At 51.4% G+C, this 15,603-nt stretch carries 10 protein-coding genes, 2 tRNA genes and 3 rRNA genes; 3 read left to right on the top strand and 12 right to left on the bottom strand.

The genetic code is table 11. The annotated features are described in order from the left end of the window. Positions 1 to 100 precede the first annotated feature (100 nt). From rrf to AACH41_RS00755, 6 genes are all read right to left on the bottom strand, one after another. Positions 101 to 214, bottom strand: a 5S ribosomal RNA gene (gene rrf / locus AACH41_RS00780). Between the two features lie 200 nt (positions 215 to 414). Beyond that, positions 415 to 3,297: ribosomal RNA gene (locus AACH41_RS00775) — 23S ribosomal RNA — on the bottom strand. Positions 3,298 to 3,680: 383 nt separating this feature from the next. Then, positions 3,681 to 3,756: transfer RNA gene (locus AACH41_RS00770), tRNA-Ala, on the bottom strand. A 9-nt stretch (positions 3,757 to 3,765) separates the two neighbouring features. Then, a tRNA-Ile gene (locus tag AACH41_RS00765) sits at positions 3,766 to 3,842 on the bottom strand. A gap of 87 nt (positions 3,843 to 3,929) precedes the next feature. Beyond that, positions 3,930 to 5,468: ribosomal RNA gene (locus tag AACH41_RS00760) — 16S ribosomal RNA — on the bottom strand. Together the 16S, 23S and 5S rRNA genes with 2 tRNA genes alongside form the textbook arrangement of a ribosomal RNA operon. Before the next feature lie 469 nt (positions 5,469 to 5,937). Continuing rightward, positions 5,938 to 6,261 carry a cupin domain-containing protein gene (locus AACH41_RS00755; RefSeq protein ID WP_194749532.1) on the bottom strand — a complete coding sequence of 108 codons (324 nt, stop codon included), beginning with the start codon at positions 6,259 to 6,261 and terminating at the stop codon, positions 5,938 to 5,940. A gap of 111 nt (positions 6,262 to 6,372) precedes the next feature. On the opposite strand from AACH41_RS00755, the gene AACH41_RS00750 reads away from it, so the two are divergent. From AACH41_RS00750 to AACH41_RS00740, 3 genes are all read left to right on the top strand, one after another. Next, positions 6,373 to 7,329 (top strand): L-threonylcarbamoyladenylate synthase, encoded by a 957-nt coding sequence (locus tag AACH41_RS00750; protein ID WP_338656105.1) that lies wholly within the window; start codon positions 6,373 to 6,375, stop codon positions 7,327 to 7,329. Between the two features lie 74 nt (positions 7,330 to 7,403). Further along, positions 7,404 to 7,766, top strand: a complete 363-nt coding sequence (locus tag AACH41_RS00745) for a hypothetical protein (protein WP_338656104.1) — start codon at positions 7,404 to 7,406, stop codon at positions 7,764 to 7,766. A gap of 353 nt (positions 7,767 to 8,119) precedes the next feature. Continuing rightward, complete coding sequence (locus tag AACH41_RS00740) at positions 8,120 to 9,223, top strand: porin (protein ID WP_338656103.1); 1,104 nt, start codon at positions 8,120 to 8,122, stop codon at positions 9,221 to 9,223. Between the two features lie 60 nt (positions 9,224 to 9,283). On the opposite strand, the gene AACH41_RS00735 is transcribed toward AACH41_RS00740, so the two are convergent. The 6 genes from AACH41_RS00735 to AACH41_RS00710 all read right to left on the bottom strand — a co-directional run bounded on the left by AACH41_RS00735 (position 9,284) and on the right by AACH41_RS00710 (position 15,587). Then, on the bottom strand, positions 9,284 to 10,072 hold the full coding sequence (locus AACH41_RS00735; protein ID WP_338656102.1) for an ABC transporter ATP-binding protein: 789 nt from the start codon (positions 10,070 to 10,072) through the stop codon (positions 9,284 to 9,286). Positions 10,073 to 10,186: 114 nt separating this feature from the next. After that, positions 10,187 to 11,533, bottom strand: coding sequence for an ABC transporter substrate-binding protein (locus AACH41_RS00730; RefSeq protein WP_338656100.1), 1,347 nt, complete (start codon positions 11,531 to 11,533; stop codon positions 10,187 to 10,189). A gap of 117 nt (positions 11,534 to 11,650) precedes the next feature. Next, entirely contained in the window at positions 11,651 to 12,718 is a 1,068-nt protein-coding gene (locus AACH41_RS00725; RefSeq protein ID WP_338656098.1) for a branched-chain amino acid ABC transporter permease, read from the bottom strand. Positions 12,719 to 12,743: 25 nt separating this feature from the next. Then, the gene (locus AACH41_RS00720) at positions 12,744 to 13,625 is read right to left on the bottom strand and encodes a branched-chain amino acid ABC transporter permease (protein WP_338656096.1); all 882 of its coding nucleotides are present in this window, start codon (positions 13,623 to 13,625) and stop codon (positions 12,744 to 12,746) included. 22 nt (positions 13,626 to 13,647) lie between these two features. Next, positions 13,648 to 14,436: an ABC transporter ATP-binding protein gene (locus AACH41_RS00715; protein ID WP_338656094.1), complete on the bottom strand. Its 789-nt coding sequence runs from the start codon at positions 14,434 to 14,436 to the stop codon at positions 13,648 to 13,650. Beyond that, a complete protein-coding gene (locus AACH41_RS00710; RefSeq protein WP_338656092.1) occupies positions 14,433 to 15,587 on the bottom strand; it encodes an AMP-binding protein in 1,155 nt (384 codons plus the stop codon). The genes AACH41_RS00715 and AACH41_RS00710 overlap by 4 nt, the downstream gene beginning before the upstream one ends. Between the last annotated feature and the right edge of the window lie 16 nt (positions 15,588 to 15,603).

Here is a 15,603-nt window from a genome sequence, read left to right as displayed (position 1 = left end):
ATTTTCGTCAAGAGAAATATTTAGTTATCTTCACCAACAAAAATCGGTAGCTTACATAAAAATAGAGCCTCGCATCGACGAGGCTCTATTTAGAATAGGAGCTTGGGGATGACCTACTTTCGCATACGAAGAGTACACTATCATTGGCGCAAGTTCGTTTCACGGCCCTGTTCGAGATGGGAAGGGGTGGTTCCAAACTGCTATTGTCCCCAAACATAACTGGTAATGTTATGCATGGTGCTAAACATATGTTTAGCCTGCTTTAACAAATTGGAAGAAGTAAAGGATTTTTCTTTTTCAAGCATCAATGGGCAGGGTATGAAACAACTTGTGTTTCTTATTTCTAGATGATTGCCAAATCATATTGCTTTGAACTACACCTGGCTTAGATTTTAGTCTAAGTTTTAAGGTTATAGGATCAAGCCTCACGAGCAATTAGTATCAGTTAGCTTAATGCATTACTGCACTTCCACACCTGACCTATCAACGTCCTGGTCTTGAACGACTCTTTAGCTGGCTTAAAGCCAGAGGCAAGTCTCATCTCGAGGCGAGTTTCACGCTTAGATGCTTTCAGCGTTTATCTCTTCCGCACTTAGCTACCCAGCTATACCATTGGCATGATAACTGGTCCACCAGAGGTGCGTCCACTCCGGTCCTCTCGTACTAGGAGCAGGTCCCCTCAAACTTGCAGCGCCCACGGCAGATAGGGACCAAACTGTCTCACGACGTTTTAAACCCAGCTCACGTACCACTTTAAATGGCGAACAGCCATACCCTTGGGACCGGCTACAGCCCCAGGATGTGATGAGCCGACATCGAGGTGCCAAACTCCCCCGTCGATATGAACTCTTGGGAGGAATCAGCCTGTTATCCCCAGAGTACCTTTTATCCGTTGAGCGATGGCCCTTCCATACAGAACCACCGGATCACTATGACCTGCTTTCGCACCTGCTCGACCTGTCCGTCTCGCAGTCAAGCAACCTTTTGCCATTGCACTATCAGTACGATTTCCGACCGTACCTAGGTTACCTTCGCACTCCTCCGTTACTCTTTGGGAGGAGACCGCCCCAGTCAAACTGCCTACCATACACGGTCCCCAGTCCGGATTACGGACCTAGGTTAGAACCTCAACAACATCAGGGTGGTATTTCAAGGATGACTCCACGATATCTGGCGACACCGCTTCATAGTCTCCCACCTATCCTACACAAATCTTGTCAAAGTCCAATGTAAAGCTGCAGTAAAGGTTCATGGGGTCTTTCCGTCTAGCCGCGGGGAGATTGCATCTTCACAAACATTTCAACTTCGCTGAGTCCCGAGAGGAGACAGTGTGGCCATCGTTACGCCATTCGTGCGGGTCGGAACTTACCCGACAAGGAATTTCGCTACCTTAGGACCGTTATAGTTACGGCCGCCGTTTACTGGGACTTCAATCAAGAGCTTGCACCCCATCATTTAATCTTCCAGCACCGGGCAGGCGTCACACCCTATACGTCCACTTTCGTGTTTGCAGAGTGCTGTGTTTTTATTAAACAGTCGCAGCCACCTTTTCACTGCAACCCCATCACGCTTCTAGAGCAAGTCTATACACGTTACCGGGGCGCACCTTCTCCCGAAGTTACGGTGCTAATTTGCCGAGTTCCTTCTCCCGGGTTCTCTCAAGCGCCTTAGAATTCTCATCCTGCCCACCTGTGTCGGTTTGCGGTACGGTCTTATACAACTGAAGCTTAGTGGCTTTTCTTGGAAGCATGGTATCAATCACTTCGTCTGCAAGCAGACTCGTTATCACGTCTCAGTCTTAGCTCTCCGGATTTGCCTAAAGAACCAACCTACACGCTTGAACCGGGACATCCAACACCCGGCTGACCTAACCTTCTCCGTCCCCACATCGCATTGTATATAGGTACAGGAATATTAACCTGTTTCCCATCAGCTACGCATCTCTGCCTCACCTTAGGGGCCGACTCACCCTGCGCCGATGAACGTTGCGCAGGAAACCTTGGGCTTTCGGCGAGGGAGCTTTTCACTCCCTTTATCGCTACTCATGTCAGCATTCGCACTTCTGATACCTCCAGCATACCTCACAGTACACCTTCGCAGGCCTACAGAACGCTCTCCTACCATGCCAGTAAACTGGCATCCGAAGCTTCGGTTACGTGCTTAGCCCCGTTACATCTTCCGCGCAGGACGACTCGACCAGTGAGCTATTACGCTTTCTTTAAATGATGGCTGCTTCTAAGCCAACATCCTGGCTGTCTATGCCTTCCCACTTCGTTTTCCACTTAGCACGTCATTTGGGACCTTAGCTGTCGGTCTGGGTTGTTTCCCTCTTGTCCACGGACGTTAGCACCCATGGACTGTCTCCCGTAATTGAACTTCTCAGTATTCGGAGTTTGCAATGGTTTGGTAAGTTCTTATGAACCCCCTAGCCATAACAGTGCTCTACCCCCGAGAGTTATATACGAGGCACTACCTAAATAGTTTTCGGAGAGAACCAGCTATCTCCAAGTTTGTTTAGCCTTTCACCCCTATCCACAGCTCATCCCCAAATTTTTCAACATTTGTGGGTTCGGACCTCCAGTACCTGTTACGGCACCTTCATCCTGGCCATGGATAGATCACTTGGTTTCGGGTCTACACCCAGCGACTAAGACGCCCTATTCGGACTCGATTTCTCTACGCCTCCCCTATCGGTTAAGCTTGCCACTGAATGTAAGTCGCTGACCCATTATACAAAAGGTACGCAGTCACCCCTTACGAGGCTCCCACTGTTTGTATGCATACGGTTTCAGGATCTATTTCACTCCCCTCCCGGGGTTCTTTTCGCCTTTCCCTCACGGTACTGGTTCACTATCGGTCGATATCGAGTATTTAGCCTTGGAGGATGGTCCCCCCATGTTCAGACAGGGTTTCTCGTGCCCCGCCCTACTTGTCGTTACCCTAGTTCCACAAACGGGATTTCGTATACGGGACTATCACCCACTACGGTCGGACTTTCCATTCCGTTCTACTATCGCGTCTGCTAAAAGTAACAGGCTGTTCCATGTTCGCTCGCCACTACTTACGGAATCTCGGTTGATTTCTTTTCCTCTGGGTACTTAGATGTTTCAGTTCTCCAGGTTCGCTTTACTCTTCCTATATATTCAGAAGAGAATGACCTTACGGCCGGGTTTCCCCATTCGGACATCTCCGGATCAAAGCTTATTTGCCAGCTCCCCGAAGCTTTTCGCAGGCTATCACGTCCTTCATCGCCTGATATCGCCAAGGCATCCACCATATGCACTTATTCACTTGACCCTATAACGTTAAAACCTAAACCCTTTTTAAATCTAGATTTCGTCGTGCATGAGACACGCGTTACAGGTAATTCTAAAGCACTATCAAACCTCGTTAGATTTGCTTAGATTATTGATTACTCAACAATCTAAACGTCTCAACTTGCGTTTAATATATTTATGATTTTGCAATCAATCGATATTATTTCCGGTTAAAAAATAATATCGCCCATTGAATATAAGTTGTCATCACACAACCTATATTCCTTTACTTCTTCCATTTTGTTAAAGAGCAGTCTTAGTTTTTTAAACTAACGTTTAAAAACCAGAAGCAAACATTTAATCAAACATCAATTAATAACGCTTGCTTCTAATCTCTAAACCGCAACAAAGACACCAAGTCGTTGGTGGAGGATGACGGGATCGAACCGACGACCCCCTGCTTGCAAAGCAGGTGCTCTCCCAGCTGAGCTAATCCCCCAATATTCGGTGGTGGGTCTGGTTGGGCTCGAACCAACGACCCCCGCCTTATCAAGACGGTGCTCTAACCAGCTGAGCTACAGACCCTAAGGCGGTTTGCCTAAATCTTTGTTGCTGCTTATTTTTAAGATGACCGATAAGAGTGAATGCTTGTAGACAGGTGATCTTCTCTAGAAAGGAGGTGATCCAGCCGCACCTTCCGATACGGCTACCTTGTTACGACTTCACCCCAGTCATGAATACTACCGTGGTAATCGTCCCCCTTGCGGTTAGACTAACTACTTCTGGTAAAACCCACTCCCATGGTGTGACGGGCGGTGTGTACAAGGCCCGGGAACGTATTCACCGCGACATGCTGATCCGCGATTACTAGCGATTCCGACTTCATGCTCTCGAGTTGCAGAGAACAATCCGGACTACGATCGGCTTTCTGAGATTAGCTCCCCCTCGCGGGTTGGCAACTCTCTGTACCGACCATTGTATTACGTGTGAAGCCCTGGCCATAAGGGCCATGAGGACTTGACGTCATCCCCACCTTCCTCCGGTTTGTCACCGGCAGTCCCATTAAAGTGCCCAACTCAATGATGGCAATTAATGGCAAGGGTTGCGCTCGTTGCGGGACTTAACCCAACATCTCACGACACGAGCTGACGACAGCCATGCAGCACCTGTGTCCACTTTCCCTTACGGGCACCTAATGCATCTCTGCTTCGTTAGTGGCATGTCAAGGCCAGGTAAGGTTTTTCGCGTTGCATCGAATTAATCCACATAATCCACCGCTTGTGCGGGCCCCCGTCAATTCCTTTGAGTTTTAATCTTGCGACCGTACTCCCCAGGCGGTCTACTTCACGCGTTAGCTGCGTTACTCATGGATTTTACTCCACCAACAACTAGTAGACATCGTTTAGGGCGTGGACTACCAGGGTATCTAATCCTGTTTGCTCCCCACGCTTTCGTGCATGAGCGTCAATATTATCCCAGGGGGCTGCCTTCGCCATTGGTATTCCTCCACATCTCTACGCATTTCACTGCTACACGTGGAATTCTACCCCCCTCTGACATATTCTAGTCTTGTAGTTTCAAACGCAGTTCCCAAGTTGAGCTCGGGGATTTCACATCTGACTTACAAAACCGCCTGCGCACGCTTTACGCCCAGTAATTCCGATTAACGCTCGCACCCTACGTATTACCGCGGCTGCTGGCACGTAGTTAGCCGGTGCTTCTTATCAAGGTACCGTCAGCCTCACACAGTGTTATTGTGTAAGTTTTCTTCCCTTGCGAAAGAGCTTTACAACCCGAAGGCCTTCTTCACTCACGCGGAATGGCTGGATCAGGCTTGCGCCCATTGTCCAAAATTCCCCACTGCTGCCTCCCGTAGGAGTCTGGACCGTGTCTCAGTTCCAGTGTGGCTGGTCGTCCTCTCAGACCAGCTACTGATCGTCGCCTTGGTAGGCCATTACCCCACCAACTAGCTAATCAGATATCGGCCGCTCTTATAACGTAAGGTCCGAAGATCCCCTACTTTCCCCCTCAGGGCGTATGCGGTATTAGCTAATCTTTCGACTAGTTATCCCCCATTACAAGGTACGTTCCGATATATTACTCACCCGTTCGCCACTAATCCCCCTAGCAAGCTAAGGTTCATCGTTCGACTTGCATGTGTAAAGCATTCCGCCAGCGTTCAATCTGAGCCAGGATCAAACTCTTCAGTTTAATTCCTAACTATTACTTTTTACCTCAATTAAGAGGCGGTATTCGATTTCGCTATATCTCAAATTCATTTCAAGGTATGTGTGTAAACTACACTGTACATACTTGTCATAAATCTAAGCGTAAGCATTTGTATTTTCTGAGTTTTACGCATCAAATGCGTTCACACCCAACTACAAACACCCACACTTATCAGTCATCCTAATTTTTAAAGAACAGTGCCTCGAAGGCTTTTCGCTCTTCCGTTTTAACTTCCAACGTTTCAAGCGAAGCGCGCATTATACAGAGGTTTTTTACTTCGTCAACAACTTTTATTCCGCTGCCAACTTAACGCTCAAACATACTGCGCTTTTTTATTTCTTCTCACCCAACTAAACAACCGTTTCGTTGAAGAGAGCCGCGCATTTTACAGCGATAAGCGTTGCGGTCAACCCTTATTTGCCATTCTTACAATTTTGTTACAAATTGATGATTATTTCTTGAAAGCGGCCTTAATGCGCAACCAGGTTTGCGTCAAGACATTGCCATCCAGCTGATAATGCTTGTGCAAAGGTTGTTTGACTTCCCAACTCACCTTGAGGCCAGCAGGAAAGACCACAAAGTCTCCTTTACCAAAGCTGACCGGTGCGCCACCCACAGGCGTCACTACACATTGACCTTCTAGTATGTATGCCTGCTCTTGTTCGTGAAAAATCCAATCAAAGGTTGATACTTCTTTTTTCCAGGTAGGCCACTTGGACACACCCAAGTCCTTTAGTTGTGTTTCGGCAGGATTGTGCTGAACTTGAATTTGCATGTGTCGCTCCTTGAATCAAAGCGGGCATTTTATAGCAAGCCCGCTTTAGCCGTCAGGGTTTTACAGAGTAAAATACATTTTTTGATGATTTATATATATATAGAGTGCGCAATGCGGATCAACCAGGCAGAGGCGATAGAACGATTGCAACGGGGCGAAGTGGTCGCCATCCCGACCGAGACCGTCTATGGCCTGGCGGCAGATGCACGCAATGACTTAGCTGTTGCGAACATCTACGCCACCAAACAGCGACCTGCCAATAACCCATTGATCGTCCATATTGGACGCGCAGAGCAAGTGGCCGACTGGGCCAGCAGCTTTCCACCACTGGCACAAAGGCTGGCCGCGGCCTTCTGGCCGGGTCCGCTGACATTGGTATTGCCTGCGCGCGCGGAGGTCTCAGCGGCGGTGAGGGCTGGCGAGCCGACGGTGGCTTTACGGGTGCCGGCACACCCCGTGGCGCTGGCGCTGCTCAACGAAAGTGGCCTGGGCCTGGCAGCCCCTTCAGCGAATAAGTATACGCAACTGAGCCCCACCACGGCAGAGCATGTCGAAGCAGGACTGGGGACAGACATTCCGGTGCTGGATGGTGGCGCTTGCCAGGTAGGCATAGAGTCGACCATTGTCAGCGTGCATGAAGATGGCTGGCGATTGCTCAGACCCGGCATGATAGATGAGGCGGCGATTGCAGCCGTCGCAGGCACGCCGGCGTCTGTAGATGCATCGGCGCAGATTCCCAAGGCCCCCGGGCAGCATTTGCTGCATTATTCGCCACGAACACCCTGCCTGCTGTTTTCTTCCAGGCAAGCGATGACAGACTATGCACAGCAGCACCCTCATGCTGTCGCCTTGTTGTTTGGCGCCGGGGCGGCGGTCACGGCCAAAGATACACATTTGCCGGCCAGCCCTGCACAAGCTGCCGAACAGCTCTATGCAGCGCTGCACATATTGGATGCCGCACATGCTGACGTGATCTTAATAGAATCGCCGCCTAACACCGCGGCCTGGGACGCCGTGCGAGACCGGCTGCAACGGGCAGCCTACCAACCCAAGCGCCAAAACGATTGAGTCTGCCAAGCATGGCTGGCACAATAGCGTGCATCGTCGATTCCCTTATCTTAAATAAAGCCCAGATTTAAATCATGAAAAACATCTACTCCTTCATCCTATTGGTTGGCGCCAGCAGTCTATTGTTTGGCTGCAAAAGCGTTGAACTGCCGAGCGTGTTCGACAAAGGGACCAAGGAAGTTCCACGCTATGGCAAAGAAGCTTTGCATTACCAATGCGAAAATTATCAGTCGTTTGGCCTCAAACTCTCTGCCACTGGCGAAGAAGCATGGGTCATGCTGCCTGACCATGAGGTGGGGCTGTTACGTGATGCCGACGATAAGCAACACTACCATTATGGCACCATGGATTTGCGCCTGAATGGCGACCAGACCACGCTGGATGACAGTGACCACTTGCACCTAAAAGGTTGCAAGACCGCCGATACGTCCAAATAAACACTGATTCTCATCTATCCATGGCCACTGTTTACGGTGGTCATGTCCCCTGTTTGCCGAGTCCATTGGGTATCGCACCCGCTTCTGCGCATGCCGCGCGTTTTTTGTCATCGCACGTCATTCCGCCTAATCACATGCTGCGTTCGCCCTTTGCTGATTAAAAGACAGGCGAACAGCAGCTTGCGCCATCGCCAGCAAGCACACCCAGCCAATCAAAACATAAACCATTGATTTTCATAAAATAATTTTCTGGCACAGATTCTGCAAAAGCTCACTCTGGAAAGCAACCATTTCATCGTCATCCGGTTGCCTGATCTCCATTTATTGATAACTGATTATCACAGAGTGAACACATGAATATACAAACCATTAATCCTAAACTACGACAAATTTCTCTCTACACCAGCTTGGCCCTGCTGAGTACACAAGCTTTTGCCGAGGCCACGCTGCAACGCAACGAAAACCAATTTATCAATATCGGCATTGCCTCTCGCGTCAGCTTTAGCTCGGTGAAAGATGCCGCGCCGAATGGCAAAGACCGCTCGAATGACTTTGAGGTTGAAGAGGCACGTTTATATACCAACGGTAAGGTGCATGAGAACGTCTCCTTTGAGTTCAACTTCGCACGCAATTCAGCAGACAACAGAGTTGAGTTGCTGGATGGTCATCTGGGCTTGGAGTTTAACAACTACGCGCATGTTTGGGTGGGTCGCTTCTTACCGGCAGCGAGCCGCGCCTCCGCTGCTGCACCGATGTATTCCACCACGTTTGACTTCCCGATTGCCGAGTTAGGCTCTTACCAGTTTGCTGGTCGGGATAATGGTGCAGTCTTCTTCGGTACAGACAAGAGCGAGGCCTTCAAATACTACGTTTCGGCCACTAACGGTCGCCAGGGCGGCTCCAATCAGGCTGATAACTTGTCTTATGCCACCCGTCTGCAATATAACTTCTGGGATACCGAGCCAGGCTTTTATAACCTGGCCAGCTATGATGGCAAGAAATCGATTTTGTCTGTGGGCGGCTCTTACCGTTATCAAAAAGATGGCGCAGGGACGATCCTGAATAAAGGCGATTCCAAATACTGGAACCTGGATGCACGCCTGGAAAAACCATTGAGTGATGGCGCCGTGCTGGGGGCAGAAGCCTCCTATTACAACTATGACAATGACAATACCGGCGATACCGTCTTGCCAGAAGCCAAAGGCTTTTTTGTCAATGGCAGCTATACCTTTGCCGAAAAAGTGGGCATAGGCAAATTCCAGCCCAAAGTGATTTACCAAGAATTTAACAATGACACCACCGGCTTGGACCGCAAGCGCGTAGACATTGGTGTAGGGTATTTAATTGACGGTGACAGCAACAAGCGGATTGATGTGTTTTACTTCAGGGAAAACCGCAATACGCTACCGGATATTGACGGCATTAAAGCCATTTTCCATGTGGCACACTTTTTCTAAAAGTATCCTGCAATAAAAAACGGCCATGATGGCCGTTTTTTTATTAGCCGCCATTTTAACTTAACGGCTACCCAGATAAGAATCACTCAATGCCTGGCTATTGGCAATGGTCTGTGCATCGCCCTCTTGCGTGATATGGCCACTTTCAAGTACATAAGCATGGTTGGCGTAACGCAAAGCCACCGTGGCGTTCTGCTCCGCCAGCAAAAAGCTCAAGCCTTGCGTTTGCTGTAACTGGTGCACGATTTCAAAAATCTCTTCCACAATTTGCGGCGCCAGCCCCATGGAAGGCTCGTCGAGCAGAATCAGTTTGGGATTCGCCATCAACGCACGGCCGATCGCCACCATTTGCTGCTCGCCCCCGGAGGTATACCCGGCATAGTTTTTACGCAATAACTTCAGGCGTGGGAAAAAGGCATAGACTTTTTCCAGGTCTTGCGCCAGCCCTTTGCTCGACGGTCTGCGAATAAAGGCCCCGGTCAGCAGGTTTTCCTCAACCGTTAAATGGCCAAAGCAATGCCGACCTTCAAGCACCTGAACCAGACCCTGTGCCACCAGTTGGCCCGGTGTGGCCTTGGTCATGTCTTTACCGGCATATACAATCCGGCCTTGTACAATCTCACCGCGTTGTGCCGGGGCCAGGCCAGAAATCGCTTTCAGGATGGTACTTTTGCCAGCGCCATTCGCACCGAGCAAAGCCACAATAGACTGTGGTTTAACCTCTAAAGAAATATGTTTGATAGCAAAAATGACCTTTTCATAGATCACCTCAACATTGTCCAGCTGCAACAAGGGCTCAACCGCAGTGAGCGCTTGCACTGGGATCGTATTTAACTGTGCTTGTGTCATGTTTGACTCCTCAATTGACTGTCGTCGGCAAGGTGCAGGGCCTTGCCCACGGCAGCAAACTGTAAAGGCACACTGCCATGCGGTGTGCCCTGTGTATCGTTGTGCAACGAGTTTTTAGTTGGCAGCGACAACTTCTTTACTGCAATCCCGTGGCGTGATGCCTTTTTCCTTGGCATACTCATGGGAAGATTTTTCAATAATCGGACGCAACAACTGGCGGTCTGCCTGCACCCAGTCAGAAATCACTTTCCATTTGCTGCCATCCCACTGCTGGAAGCGGACTGCACCGCCGCCCTCATGGTCAGCGCAACTCAGTTTGAGCGGCTGTACCAGACCCAGAGCGCCCAACTCGTTAAGGCGCGCATCATCCAGTTTGAGGTTCTCAAAGCCCCAGCGTACCTCTTCACCGGTCAATGGGCGTTTGCCAAATTTGGCTTGCGCCACACGCACGGCTTCCACGTTGAGGATGCCATTGACCACGCCCAGGTTGTAATACACATTGCCAAAGCGTTTAGCGTCTTGCAGGTTGCCTTTACCGGGTTTGATCACGTATTGGTTGATGCCTTGCAATACCGGGAAACTGGTGCCGGAAGGATGTGTCGTGATTGAGATAAACCCCTTGGCGGCGTTGCCAGCAGGTGCCGCGTCATCTTCAGAGTTGCTCCAGATATTGCCGATGATATGGTCGGCCGGAAAACCGGTTTTTTGCGCAGTTTTCAACGCCACCGGGTTCATCACGCCCCAGCCACGTAAAATCACCCAGTCCGGCTTGATGCGACGTATCGTCAGCCATTGCGACTGTTGCTCGTTGCCTGGATGCGGCACTTCGAGCAAGGTCAGCTCAAAGCCGTATTTCTTAGCCAGCAGTTCCAGAATCGGACTGGTTTCCTTGCCGTAAGGGGAGCCATGATACAAGGTGACAATTTTTTTGCCTTTGAGCTTGTCCAGACCGCCAGATTGCTGGGCGATATAGTTCACAATCGCAGACACTTCGCTGTACGGGTTTAATTGCAGCGGGAAGGCATAAGGGAACACGCTGCCATCGGTCGAATCGGTGCGGCCGTGGTTAATCGTGATCAGCGGCAATTTGTCTGTGGTCGAGCGCTCCAAAGTCGCGTAGGCAATGCCAACTGACAGCGGATTGGTCGCTGCAGCGGGCGCGCCGTTCAGGCCTTTTTTCAGTCGCTCGTAGCACTCAACGCCTTTTTCCACCACGTATTCGGTTTCGCACTCGCTCCAGGTCAGCTTGACGCCATTCACGCCACCCTCTTTGGCATTGATGTATTGCAAATAGTCGATAAATCCACCAAAAAAGCCGGAACCACCTGCCGCATAAGGGCCAATCCGGTAACTTTGTAACGGAAAATATTGCTCATTGGCGGCTTGTACTTGTGTAGACAAACTGGCAACCCCCAAGCCCAATGCCAGCCACAGCCAGCGATGTTTACTTAAAAAGTTCACTTAAATACTCCTTATAAAAATATAGAAATCTCTCTTAATCGTTCTTGGTTATATAAAAGACCGTGTGAGGCTGTTTAACACATGGAAGTCTCCTTCAATCAATTCGTCAGGAACGGCCTAGAAACGTAGCGGCCAGACCCGCAACCGTTGTTTGGCGGTTTGCCAGACCTTGGCCAAACCGTTGGGCTCTTTGATCAGGAAAAAGATGATCAAGGCGCCAAAAATCATTTTCTGAAAATTCTCCAGCTGGCCAGGATCAATCGCTCCGGCCAACAGGCTGCTGGTCAGGTTGGAAAGCAGAATGGGGAACAGCACAATAAAAGCCGCGCCCAGAAAGTTGCCGAGGATACTACCCATGCCGCCAATAATAATGATGAACAGAATCTGGAAGGAGCGTGACAAATCAAAGCCATGTGGTTCGACGGTGCCCAGGTAAGTGAACGCCCACAGCGCACCCGCAACCCCCAGGTAAAACGAGCTGATGGCAAAGGCCAGCAATTTGGTTTTTGGCACCGAGATCCCGATCACGGCGGCAGCGGTGTCCATGTCGCGTACCGCCATCCACTTGCGTCCGAGCTCACCACTGACAATGGTTTTTGCCAGCCACCCCAGCGCCACGACGACGGTTAAGGTCAGCAGGTAGCGGCCCGCCGGTGTACTCAAATCAGTCCCTAATATCTGCAAAGGTGGCGCCGTAATAACACCAGAAGAGGAGTTGTTGGAAAACCAGGAGAATGTGGTGAACACCCATTGCACAAAAAACTGTGCAGCCAGTGTTGCCACAATCAGGTAAAAGCCCTTGATGCGCAAACTCGGCAGCCCAAACACCAGGCCGACGCCACCTGCCGTCAACCCGCCCAATATCAGGCTGGCAATCAATGGCAAGCCCTCTATCCGCAGGTGAAAGTTGTAGGTGGCAAACGCACCTACCGCCATAAAGGCCGCAGACCCCAAGGAGAGCTGACCCGCATAGCCAGTGAGCAAATTCAAGCCCAAGCCGGCCAGCGACAGCACCAGCACCGGGATGAGGATGGCGCTAAACCAGTAGTCGTTGCCAATGGCAGGGACGACCAGGTAGGCGAATGCCAGTAAGGCCGCAAATGCCCAGCGCTCCTGTTTGAGCCTGAAAAAGCGCTTGTCCAGCCGATACTCTGTGATGAATTGTCCTGCTTCTTTATATAACATGCTAACCCTGCCTGCTCTCTATTTTTTAAACACGTTCAATCGCTTTATCACCAAACAAGCCATAGGGGCGGACCAGCAGAAACAACATCGCCAACACATAGGGAAACCAGTTTTCAATGCCGCCGCCAATCAGCGGGCCGATGAAGACCTCAGCCAGTTTTTCGCTGGCGCCAACGATCAATCCGCCAACAATCGCACCTTCAATCGAGGTAAAGCCGCCAATAATCAGCACCGGCAAGGCTTTGAGTACAATCAGTGACAGCGAAAACTGCACACCGACGCGTGCACCCCACAACATGCCGGCGACCAGACCGACAAAACCAGCCACCGCCCAGACGATCAGCCACAAGCGTTGCAGATGGATGCCCACCGCCAAGGCCGCCAGTTGGTCATCTGCCACAGCGCGCAAGGCAATGCCAATACGGGTTTTATTGAAGAGGACACCGAGCAGCGCGACTAGGCCGCCCGCAATGGCCGCAGCAAACAAATCAAATTGCGACAGCAAAATACCGAACACCTCATAAGGCTCGTCGTTGATACCAATCTCCAGCGCGTGCACTTGTGCACCCCACACCGCTTGCGCCAGGCCTTCGACGATATAACTCAGGCCCAAGGTTGCCATGAACAAGGTAATCGGCGAACGGTTCACCAGCGGCCGCAACACCAGCCATTCAATCAGCCAGGCCAACACCGCCATGGTCAGCAAGGTCAACACAAAGGCGCCCCAGAACGGCACGCCTCGCTCGACTAGGCTGACAAAGGTCAATGCCGCAAACAGCACCATGGAGCCCTGGGCAAAATTAAACACGCCTGATGCCTTGTAAATCAGCACAAAGCCGATCGCGACCAGCGAATACATCACGCCCGCAAGCAAGCCACCAGTCAGAACTTCGAAAAAGAAACTCATCTCAATTGATCCTTGTATTGCCTCAGTGTTTGGTGCCCAGGTAGGCGGCAATCACCTCGGGGTTGGCGCGCACTTCATCCGGCGTGCCATCACCGATCTTCTTGCCATAATCCAGCACCACCACATGGTCTGACAGCGTCATCACCACGCCGATATCATGCTCAATCAGCACAATCGTGGTGCCAAACTCGCGGTTGGTTTCACGGATAAACCGGCTCATCTCCGCCTTTTCATCAGCGTTCATCCCAGCCATCGGTTCATCCAGCAACAGCAGTTGAGGCTCGGCAGCCAGTGCACGGGCAAGCTCGACGCGCTTTTGCAAGCCATAGGGCAAACTGCCCACAATGCTGTTACGCCAGGGTTGCAGTTTGAGAAAAGCAATCACGCGCTCTGCTTTCTGCCGTTGCGCCAAGGCATCCGCAGGCGCGCGGCCCACATTAAATACCTGCTCCAGCCAACTGCTTTTGACCTTGAGGTTGGTGCCGGTCAGTACGTTGTCGAGCACCGACATGCCTTTAAACAGGGCTATATTCTGAAACGTGCGCGCCACGCCGCGTCTGGCAGCCCATTGCGGATGCATGGCGCGACGCACCGCATCCTGGTAGCGGATACTGCCTTCATCAGGCTTGTAGACGCCATTAATCACGTTAAGCAATGAGCTTTTGCCGGCGCCATTGGGGCCGATCAAGGCACAAATTTCGCCCTCATTGACGGCAAAACTGATATTGGTAATGGCTTTCACGCCCTTAAACGACAATGAAATCCCGTCTAATGCCAGTAATGGCTGAGGTGCAGCAAGGGTGGTACTCATATCGCGGCCTTCCATGTCGCTAATCCCAAATAGCTGTGCAAGTCATTGGACTGATGTGGAATCACTTGCAGCTGGCTGGTCTGCCAGGCAGAAGCTTCTGGCCAGGCACGCACATCAATGCCAATGTCACTGAAAAACTGTGTGGCCTCGGGCGACAAGGGCTCGCCTACCAGTAATGGCACGCGCGTACGCCGCAGACCCAGCACATCCTGCAAGGGCAAAATCACCAGCCAGCGCGCCAGCGTTGCGATCAGCGGCAACCGGGCACGGGCTGCACGCAGTGCCCAACCCACCAGCCTATGCTGCCAACTGCCGGGTAAGGGCCAACGGGATTGTGTCAGCGCATACAGGCGCTGATAAGTGGTTGCCGTGCCAGCGACCAGCGTGGGGCCGAGTTCGCGCCTGTCGGTATCCCGGGTCGCCAGATTTTCTGGAAAATTCAGAGTAAAGCCCGCCAATAGCCACGGCGAAAGCAGATATTTGGCATGACCGCTGGCGGCAAATGCACGCGCCGCCAATGCCTCTTCATGCGCTGTGAGCACCTCTTGGCTGATCAGTTGGCGGCCATTTCTAAGCAGTTCGGCATGGCTTAATTCGCTGTACTCCAGCGCATAGGCGTCACTTAAGCGGTAAAAGCGGAAGGCGATTTCCGCAGTCTCAGCCACGGGTGAAATGTTCTGTGTCTCAGGCGTGGCCACAATCTGCGCATAAGCAACCAGCGCAGGATGCTGATAGCCCGCTAGCCCGCGCGCATCGGCATAAATCACCAGTGCGCTATCAGGCTTGGCTGCCAGGACTTGATCCACCTGCGCCTGCGCCTCGGCAAACACAAATTGCGGCCGCAAGGTATGCAATAAATCCAGTAACTGCGGTTGCGCAAAGGCCGGATCCAGTGGCGCTGCCACGCCGCCCAGCCAATGGGCAGCTAGCGACAACAGCAAGGCCTCTGGCCGTGGTTCACTGAGCAGGAACAAGGTATCGCCCTGGCGAAAGCCGTGTTGCTGTAAATAGTGCGCCGTGCGGGTGACGTCCTCTTGCACCGCAAGCCAGGAGGCCTGCTGCCAGAGGCCCAGCTGTTTATGCCGAATTGCAACACGATGCGGGCGCTCCACGGCCTGCAAAGCGAGCAAGTGAGGTAAAGTCTCTGCCATTGCCAATTTCCTGCCG

This window comes from Methylophilus sp. DW102 (genome assembly GCF_037076555.1).
GTDB classification, from domain to species: Bacteria; Pseudomonadota; Gammaproteobacteria; order Burkholderiales; family Methylophilaceae; genus Methylophilus; species Methylophilus glucosoxydans.
Note: the sequence above shows the minus strand (reverse complement) of the source record. Positions and strands in the feature narration are given on the sequence as shown.

Coding starts and splice junctions, on each gene's coding strand:
- AACH41_RS00735 (WP_338656102.1), bottom strand. CDS start 10,072: ATGACACAAGCACAGTTAAATACGATCCCAGTGCAAGCGCTCACTGCG.
- AACH41_RS00710 (WP_338656092.1), bottom strand. CDS start 15,587: ATGGCAGAGACTTTACCTCACTTGCTCGCTTTGCAGGCCGTGGAGCGC.
- AACH41_RS00720 (WP_338656096.1), bottom strand. CDS start 13,625: ATGAGTTTCTTTTTCGAAGTTCTGACTGGTGGCTTGCTTGCGGGCGTG.
- AACH41_RS00725 (WP_338656098.1), bottom strand. CDS start 12,718: ATGTTATATAAAGAAGCAGGACAATTCATCACAGAGTATCGGCTGGAC.
- AACH41_RS00755 (WP_194749532.1), bottom strand. CDS start 6,261: ATGCAAATTCAAGTTCAGCACAATCCTGCCGAAACACAACTAAAGGAC.
- AACH41_RS00715 (WP_338656094.1), bottom strand. CDS start 14,436: ATGAGTACCACCCTTGCTGCACCTCAGCCATTACTGGCATTAGACGGG.
- AACH41_RS00740 (WP_338656103.1), top strand. CDS start 8,120: ATGAATATACAAACCATTAATCCTAAACTACGACAAATTTCTCTCTAC.
- AACH41_RS00750 (WP_338656105.1), top strand. CDS start 6,373: ATGCGGATCAACCAGGCAGAGGCGATAGAACGATTGCAACGGGGCGAA.
- AACH41_RS00745 (WP_338656104.1), top strand. CDS start 7,404: ATGAAAAACATCTACTCCTTCATCCTATTGGTTGGCGCCAGCAGTCTA.